Below are 8,037 nucleotides of genomic sequence, written 5' to 3'. Positions count from 1 at the left end.
ACAGAGAACAGAGAACAGAGAACAGAGAACAGAGAACAGAGAACAGAGAACAGAGAACAGAGAACAGAGAACAGAGAACAGAGAACAGAGAACAGAGCTTATTTAAACAAGCTCAAATATTGGAGACGTTTGAATTAAAATTTAAATATATAAAAACAAAAAAATTCCTTCCACCTGTAAGACTAGAAGAAATTCTTTTCAATATTTGGGATATTTTCAAAGCTTGAACGCTTTCAAATATGGTCGGAGCAGTAGGATTCGAACCTACGACCCCCTGGTCCCAAACCAGGTGCACTACCAGGCTGTGCTATGCTCCGAAATTGGGGTGAATGACGGGATTCGAACCCGCGACAACTGGAATCACAATCCAGGGCTCTACCAACTGAGCTACATCCACCATCAAATAAGTTCTATGTACCAAGCTACCAAATGGCGCGCCTGACAGGATTCGAACCTGTGACCATCCGCTTAGAAGGCGGATGCTCTATCCAACTGAGCTACAGGCGCTTAACCGATGATGCTTATCATGCGATACTTCGCCGATCTTAAAATGTTATTTTAAGTGGTCGGAGCAGTAGGATTCGAACCTACGACCCCCTGGTCCCAAACCAGGTGCACTACCAGGCTGTGCTATGCTCCGATCTATCTCAGCTTTTGCTGTATCGCACATCGTGCGGTACGGTGTGCATTCTAGGCGTGACGCCCTCAGACGTCAACACCTATTCTCAAAAAAAGTTAAAAATCCTTATCAAATGTATATTTAACAAGCATTTTGAGGTTTTTTAACGTTTTAACGATGCACTAAAGGCTAACATTCGATCTAAAGGCATTTTGGCACGTTCAGCAAGTGCTGGATCAACGTGTATTTCCTGATCACCTTTTTGTAAAACTTCTAAAATTCCGTCGAGTTCATTCATTGCCATCCACGGACAGTGGGCACATGAACGACAAGTTGCCCCCTCACCCGCTGTTGGCGCTTCAACTAAAATCTTATTGGGTACTGCTTGCTGCATTTTGTAGAAAATACCGCGGTCAGTTGCCACAATGAGTCTTTCGTTTGGTAAAGTCTGCGCAGCTTTAATGAGTTGAGAAGTACTACCTACCGCATCTGCAATTTCTACAACCGATTCTGGCGATTCTGGATGTACTAATACAGCAGCGTCTGGGTACAGTGCTTTCATGTTGGCAATGCCACGTGCACGGAATTCTTCATGCACAATACATGCCCCATCCCAAAGCAACATATCTGCACCAGTTTTCTTTTGGATATAGCGACCTAAGTGCTGATCTGGCGCCCAAATAATTTTTTCGCCTAAGCTGTCTAGATGTTCAACAATTTCAACAGCACAGCTCGAAGTCACAACCCAATCGGCACGTGCTTTAACAGCAGCCGATGTGTTGGCATAAACAACTACGGTATGGTCAGGGTGCTGATCACAAAATGCCGTGAACTCATCGACAGGACAGCCCAAATCTAGTGAGCAGGTTGCTTCAAGTGTCGGCATTAAAATTGTTTTTTCAGGAGACAGAATTTTTGCTGTTTCTCCCATAAATTTGACCCCAGCAACAACCAGTGTTGAGGCAGCATGATCTCGTCCGAAACGGGCCATTTCTAAAGAGTCAGAAACGCATCCACCTGTTTTTTCGGCAAGTTCTTGTACTTCAGGGTCGCAATAGTAATGAGCAACAAGGACAGCATCACGTTTTTTGAGCTCTGCTTCGATCTGTGCAAACTTTTGTTGTTTTGCTTCTTCACTTAAGCGATTGTCTTTTGGCTCACCTAAACGGTCTAAATGCGCTTGTACAATGTTTTTTGCATCGTTGGCAATTAAAGTCGCATCACTCATAAAACGTCTTCTCTATCCTTCATGCTGGCATACCTGCTCGCATATAACGTTACTGCTTAAATGATTTACGGATTGAATCATTTAATATCAAAAGATGGGGCTAATAAAAAAGCCTCTTTGTCGAGGCTTGATTATAACTGATATTTAAGAACGGTAATCAGCATTAATTTTGACATAGTCGTAAGATAAGTCACAGGTATATACCGTGTCTTTGGCCTGACCACGTCCTAAATCAACACGAATGGTAATTTCGGTTTGAGCCATAACACGCGCACCCGCTTCTTCGGTATATTCCTCAGCTGCGCCACCATCTTTACAGATTTGTACATCGTCTAACCACACTTGAATTTTAGACACGTCTAAGTCTTTAACCCCTGCATAGCCAATCGCAGCTAAAATACGTCCCCAGTTCGGGTCCGATGCAAAGAGTGCAGTTTTGACAAGTGGTGAATGCGCAATGCTATATGCAATGTCACAACATTCTTGAGTATTTGCGCCGCCTTCTACAGCAACAGTAATAAATTTCGTCGCACCTTCACCATCACGGACAATTAACTGTGCTAAACGATTCATTACACGAGCAAGAACTTCTAAAACTTTAGCGTAGCGTGCATCGTTGTCTGATATGATTTCAGTGCCACCCGCCTGACCTGTTGCTACGAAAATACAAGAGTCATTGGTCGAAGTATCGCCATCAATCGTAATACGGTTAAATGAATGCTCAACCGTGGTTTTTAGTAGCTTTTGTACTAAATCACGGCGAATAGGTGCGTCTGTTGCCACAAAGCTCAACATGGTTGCCATGTTCGGGCGAATCATTCCAGCGCCTTTACTAATACCTGTCATGGTATAAGTAATGCCATCAAGCTCAAATTGTTCAGATGCGCCTTTAGGCACAGTGTCTGTCGTCATAATGCCAGTTGCAGCATCATTCCAAGCCGCATCTTGTACGCTATTTAATGCAGGCTGAAGTCCAGCAAGTAAACGCTCCATTGGAAGCTGCTCGCCAATCACCCCCGTAGAAAACGGAAGTACTTCAGAGCTATTTACTCCAGCAAGCTCCGCTAACTTCGCACAAGTATCCTGAGCGTTTTTCAAACCCGTAGGTCCGGTTCCCGCATTGGCATTACCCGTATTAATCACTAAATAACGAGGGTTACCTTCGGCAAGATGGGCTTTAGAGACATGAACAGGCGCTGCACAAAATGCATTTTGCGTAAATACACCAGCAACATTTGAGCCTTCTGCAAACTCAAAAATGACTAAATCTCGTCGGTTTTGGTAACGTACATATGCTTCTGTTGAGCCAATTTTTACACCTTTTACCACATGCATTTGTGGCATTGTTACGTCACCGACAGCCATTTTTAGAACATCCAAAGTTTGTTGAATAAGATCAATATTTCAAAAAAAGCGATGCAGTAAAGCACCGACCTTATGAAATATCATAGTGGACAGCTTAGTAGAAAAGTCTAAAAAAATCGAGCGCAAAAACGGCTCATTGTTGCTCTAGTTTTAATAAAATATCTTTCTTATCAAGCCCACCAGCAAAACCAACTAAAGCTCCACCCGCACCAATTACTCGGTGACAAGGTGCAATAATGGAAATTGGGTTTTTACCGTTTGCCGCACCAACTGCTCTCACCGCTTTTTCATTGCCAATTTGAAGTGCAATATCTTTATAACTTCTTGTTTCCCCATAAGGGATGGTCAGTAATGCAGCCCATACTTGTTTTTGAAATACAGTCCCTTCGAAATCGAGTGGCAATGTAAACTCACGGCGTTTACCTTCAAAATATTCTACTAATTGTTGTTCGGTCTTTAATAAAACTGGATGTTCAAGTTGTTCGACCAGCTCAGCCAGCCGAACACGTTTTGGATTTTCATTGTCCCAGAGTACTGCCACCAAAGCATTTTCATTCGCAACTAGCTTTAATTGCCCAACAGGCGAATTGATATACTTATAAGACAGTAACATAGTTTTATTCTCTTAAGACGGCGATGAAATTTTCATTAAAACCAAGCCTGACACAATTAATACAGCGGCAATCATTCGCATAGCTCCAATAGGCTCATGAAGAAAAAATATACCTACAAGAAATGACCCAATCGCGCCAATGCCTGTCCAAACCGTATAGGCAGTGCCAAGAGGTAAAGTTTTCATTGAAATTGAAAGTAGAACCACACTCAAAATCATAAAAACTACGGTAATAATACTAGGGGTTAAACGGGTAAAACCTTCGGACATTTTCATAGAATATGCCCAAATGATTTCAAATACCCCTGCTAAAATTAAAATAGCCCAAGCCATAACATTCACTGATTTTTATAGCGTCAGGTCGTCCCGACATGATTACCCATTATGGGGGAGGTCGTTCCTCCTTTATGTGTGAACTCAGTTTACTTTAAAATAAAAAATGAAGGCAAACCCTATCTAAAGCTTGCCTGTCTTAGAGAAACTTATTCACTTTTTAATTGTAAAATTTTTCGTGCACTATTTAAAACAAACAAAACAATAATCAATCCAATCATTAAGTCAGGATAACGCGAACCTGTAATGGCAACCAATATTCCAGCGACAATGACACCCAAGTTAACGATGACATCATTTGCAGAAAAGATATAACTCGCCTTCATATGTGCCCCGCTCTCTTTATGGTCACTCATTAAGTAAAGACAACTAATGTTGGCCGCAAGCGCCAATCCACCAATTAAAATCATTAAAATTGAAACTGGTTCACTGCCATATATAAAACGGCGCAGCACATCAATTAACACAATCATGGCTAAGCCAAACTGCAACCACCCCGAAAGATGCGCGGCTTTTAATTGGGCATTTAGATTTTTACCCACCACAAATAAAGCAATGCCATAAATTGCAGCATCAGCAAACATATCGAGCGAATCAGCAATTAATCCTGTAGAGGAAGCGATAATGCCGGCCATAAACTCAATGACAAACATGACGCCATTAATCAGTAACAACCATTGTAAAACTTGCTTTTGTGCTGCATTAGTTGAAGAACTAGCTCGAACCTTTTTAGGTTTTTCAACTGGTTCATAATGTGGCTGCGTTTGTTGTAACTCTGCTCCTAATCCTAGACGCTGTAAACTTTGAGTAATCATTTCAGCCTGAACACTGTGATAAATCGCCAAATGACGCGCTGGTAAGTCAAAATGAAGTTCTTGAATATCGTCATTGTAAGGGGCCAAAGCCATCCGTACCATTTGCTCTTCGGCTGCACAGTCCATGCGAGGAATATGGTAATAACTTACCCATTGACTCTTTTTAGCCACAGATTCACTAGGCGTGAAACACTCCTGAGACGTCGTGCTTGGGCACCCACAGCTAGAGCTAGTTTTACTTAAATGTATTTGATTATCTTGTTTTTCTAAAGCCATCTTTGCACCATAACTGACACAAAAAACAATGCCATTAGTATAAACCAATGGCATATGTTTAAGCTTACTTTTTGTTCGGCAATTAGAATTTTAGTGTTAACCCAGCTCCATAATACCAACCATGTTCGGAGTCGGTTCCAGTTTGCCAAGCAGTTTGTTTTAAACCTTTTTCATAGCCGTAACCAACATCAACAAATGGCATCACCTTTTTATTGATTTCATAACGGGTTTGAAAGCCAGCTTGTAAACTAGATAGCCCTGTTTTACTGGCATAGCGAGATTCATCTTGCAAAACAACATCTGCTTTTAAATAAGGTTTACCAATTAACTTTTGGGTAAAGAGTAAGTCCCTTTCTGTTTCTAAACTTAACTTCCATAGCTGGTCTTCACCTGCATAAAGATATGCATCGGTTTCAAAAAAGTAAGGCGCCATACCATGTAAACCCACAACACCAGCCCAGCGATCTTGCTTTTCATCTTCGCGTTGCAAACGTTCGTAGTTTATACCGGCCTGTACATCCCAATAGTCAGCTACATTTCGACTATAAAGTACTGAACCGCCATAATTGGCATCTTCTGACTCTGCTTTTTCAACGTGGGCTTTAATGAACAATTTATTTTCATCCGTTCCCACCCAAGTTTCTAATTCCGAAGAAAAACTACCTTCTCCCTCTTCGTTTTGAGTCCATCCCGTATCAATCGTGGTTGCTTGATAGATCTGACCACCGTGTTCGCGTAAATGATCATGAGTTAAAGGCTCTTGAGCAAAAGTAAATACTGATATGCTCGAGAAAGCACCGCAATATAACATTTGAGAAAATAACTTAGTGATGCGCATGACTAGCTCCTTTCTCATTTTCAGATTGAACAGGTGATTGAGCTTGAGCAGGTTGTTGTCCATCATTCACTTGAGCCACAATCAACTTATTCATCATTCCCGCACTCATGTGGTAGAGCAAATGGCAATGAATCGCCCATTCGCCTAAGGCATCGGCTGTCAATAACGCAGTAACGGTTTTTCCTGGTGGAACAATAAGAGTATGTTTATTTGGTAAGTTTTCAGCTTGTTGGCCATTTTCTAATTGCATGAACATGCCATGTAAATGCATTGGGTGAGCCATCATGCTGTCATTCACAAACTTCAAGCGAATACGTTCGCCATACTTAACTTGTAATGGCTCAGCTTCGCTAAATTTTTTGCCATTAATGGTCCAGATATAACGCTCCATGTTACCACCTAAACGAATAACTAATTCACGTTCTGGTGCACGCGTGTCTGGCTGAGGTGTTAAAGATTGCAAATCACTATATTGCAGTGCTTTCATCCCCGCTGGTGTCGAAGCATTTGCCCAGCCATAAACGGGTTCATCCTTTTTAGACTTATTCTCAGATTGCGCAAGCATCTCATGTTTCATATTCATCATAGCGTGGTCATGTTCACTCGATGACATTGCCTGCATATCATGCTTCATTTCAGGCATCGCTGACATGTCATGCTTCATTTGCATCATAGAATGATCATGTTTTTCAGAGGACATATTTTTCATGTCATGATCCATGTTCATCATTGTATGATCATGATTAGTCTGGCTCTCTTCTTTTTTCATTTCAGGCATAGCCGACATGTCGTGTTGCATGTTCATTTGATGGCCAGCATGTTCATCACTTGCCCCATTGCCATGACTCATGCCCATATCTTCCATAGTTAACAAAGCGCGCGGACGTGGCTGTGGCATTTGAATTGGCCCTACAGCCTGTGCATTTTCATTGTGCAAAGTACCGATAGCGAAACCACTACGGTCAATAGACTCTGCTTCAATGTGATAATTTGATTGCGTAGGTTCTACAATGACATCGTAGGTTTCGGCTGTACCAATACGGAACTCGTCAATTGCAACTGGCTTAACTGGCTGCCCGTCTGCACTCACAACAGCCATTTTCAAATTTGGAATTCTGACATCAAAAAATGACATCGCTGATGCATTAATAAATCGTAATCGAACCTTATCACCAGCTTTAAAGTTAGCTGTCCAGTTTTGCTGCGGTGTTTTGCCGTTGACTAAGAAGGTATAGCCCGTCACATCAGACATATCGGTTTTTAACATCCGCATTTGATTCCACATCGAACGATCTTGCCAAGTTGCTTTTAAGCCTTGTGTTTTAACTTGCTTCAAAACATCAGATACAGTTTCACGGCGGTTTTGATAATACTCAGCAGATTTCTTCAAATTCTTCATAATGCTATCGCTAGAAGAATTATGAAAATCTGAAAGCATTACCACGTAATCACGGTCTGTTTTCTCATGAGCAGCAACAGGTATTTTTCCTTTTGGATAAATCACGAGCGGGCCATATAAACCATCTTGCTCTTGGCCTTTACTATGCGCGTGATACCAATAGGTGCCGTTTTGTTTCACCTTAAAGCGGTAAACAAAATCTCCGTTTGGCGCAATTCCTTTAAAACCATTGAAACCCGGTACGCCATCCATTAACCCTGGCAGTAATAAGCCATGCCAGTGTAAAGACGTATCTTGATTCTTTAATTGGTTATGGACGTGAATAACAGCTTCATCCCCCTCCTCAAACTCAAGGAGTGGTGCTGTAAACTTGCCATTTACGGTAATTCGTTTAAGGGGTTTGCCCGTAACATTGACCTGTTGTTCATTAATATTAAGGTGATATTCCTTAATTGCTGCGAGGGTCCATGGTGAAACCAATAGACCAAATACAGCGACGAGGCTGCTAATTGTTTTATGAGACATTGCTGTGATCCTTTTTAATTAAAAAA

Annotated in this window: 8 protein-coding genes and 4 tRNA genes; 1 reads left to right on the top strand and 11 read right to left on the bottom strand. The window is 41.6% G+C overall.

Translation table 11 applies throughout. The features are described 5' to 3' along the window. On the top strand, positions 1–227 hold a 227-nt coding region (locus J655_RS25440), incomplete at its 5' end, for a hypothetical protein (protein ID WP_032053345.1). 13 nt (positions 228–240) lie between these two features. Here J655_RS25440 and J655_RS23460 read toward each other — a convergent pair. The 11 genes from J655_RS23460 to J655_RS23410 form a co-directional block, all read right to left on the bottom strand. Then, a tRNA-Pro gene (locus tag J655_RS23460) sits at positions 241–317 on the bottom strand. A 4-nt stretch (positions 318–321) separates the two neighbouring features. Further along, positions 322–397, bottom strand: a tRNA-His gene (locus J655_RS23455). 33 nt (positions 398–430) lie between these two features. After that, a tRNA-Arg gene (locus tag J655_RS23450) sits at positions 431–507 on the bottom strand. A 56-nt stretch (positions 508–563) separates the two neighbouring features. Then, positions 564–640 (bottom strand) — tRNA-Pro (locus J655_RS23445). Between the two features lie 142 nt (positions 641–782). Continuing rightward, complete coding sequence (gene nadA, locus J655_RS23440; RefSeq protein WP_002115913.1) at positions 783–1,847, bottom strand: quinolinate synthase NadA; 1,065 nt, start codon at positions 1,845–1,847, stop codon at positions 783–785. Positions 1,848–1,991: 144 nt separating this feature from the next. Continuing rightward, positions 1,992–3,212, bottom strand: a complete 1,221-nt coding sequence (argJ, locus tag J655_RS23435) for a bifunctional glutamate N-acetyltransferase/amino-acid acetyltransferase ArgJ (protein WP_005803344.1) — start codon at positions 3,210–3,212, stop codon at positions 1,992–1,994. 133 nt (positions 3,213–3,345) lie between these two features. Further along, positions 3,346–3,825 carry a methylated-DNA--[protein]-cysteine S-methyltransferase gene (locus tag J655_RS23430; RefSeq protein ID WP_032007214.1) on the bottom strand — a complete coding sequence of 160 codons (480 nt, stop codon included), beginning with the start codon at positions 3,823–3,825 and terminating at the stop codon, positions 3,346–3,348. Between the two features lie 12 nt (positions 3,826–3,837). Next, entirely contained in the window at positions 3,838–4,158 is a 321-nt protein-coding gene (locus tag J655_RS23425) for a DMT family transporter (protein WP_004703760.1), read from the bottom strand. 149 nt (positions 4,159–4,307) lie between these two features. Further along, positions 4,308–5,303, bottom strand: coding sequence for a cation transporter (locus J655_RS23420; RefSeq protein WP_032007213.1), 996 nt, complete (start codon positions 5,301–5,303; stop codon positions 4,308–4,310). A 28-nt stretch (positions 5,304–5,331) separates the two neighbouring features. Further along, on the bottom strand, positions 5,332–6,087 hold the full coding sequence (locus J655_RS23415; protein WP_019767953.1) for a copper resistance protein B: 756 nt from the start codon (positions 6,085–6,087) through the stop codon (positions 5,332–5,334). Then, positions 6,074–8,011, bottom strand: a complete 1,938-nt coding sequence (locus J655_RS23410) for a copper resistance system multicopper oxidase (RefSeq protein ID WP_032053342.1) — start codon at positions 8,009–8,011, stop codon at positions 6,074–6,076. The genes J655_RS23415 and J655_RS23410 overlap by 14 nt, the downstream gene beginning before the upstream one ends. Positions 8,012–8,037 lie beyond the last annotated feature (26 nt).

The sequence above is a fragment of the Acinetobacter sp. 1294243 genome, from assembly GCF_000588015.1.
Classification (GTDB): domain Bacteria; phylum Pseudomonadota; class Gammaproteobacteria; order Pseudomonadales; family Moraxellaceae; genus Acinetobacter; species Acinetobacter pittii.
Note: the sequence above shows the minus strand (reverse complement) of the source record. Positions and strands in the feature narration are given on the sequence as shown.

Excerpts from the sequence above, each read along its gene's own strand:
- nadA (WP_002115913.1), bottom strand. The coding sequence starts at position 1,847 with ATGAGTGATGCGACTTTAATTGCCAACGATGCAAAAAACATTGTACAA.
- argJ (WP_005803344.1), bottom strand. The coding sequence starts at position 3,212 with ATGGCTGTCGGTGACGTAACAATGCCACAAATGCATGTGGTAAAAGGT.
- J655_RS23430 (WP_032007214.1), bottom strand. The coding sequence starts at position 3,825 with ATGTTACTGTCTTATAAGTATATCAATTCGCCTGTTGGGCAATTAAAG.
- J655_RS23425 (WP_004703760.1), bottom strand. The coding sequence starts at position 4,158 with ATGGCTTGGGCTATTTTAATTTTAGCAGGGGTATTTGAAATCATTTGG.
- J655_RS23420 (WP_032007213.1), bottom strand. The coding sequence starts at position 5,303 with ATGCCATTGGTTTATACTAATGGCATTGTTTTTTGTGTCAGTTATGGT.
- J655_RS23415 (WP_019767953.1), bottom strand. The coding sequence starts at position 6,087 with ATGCGCATCACTAAGTTATTTTCTCAAATGTTATATTGCGGTGCTTTC.
- J655_RS23410 (WP_032053342.1), bottom strand. The coding sequence starts at position 8,011 with ATGTCTCATAAAACAATTAGCAGCCTCGTCGCTGTATTTGGTCTATTG.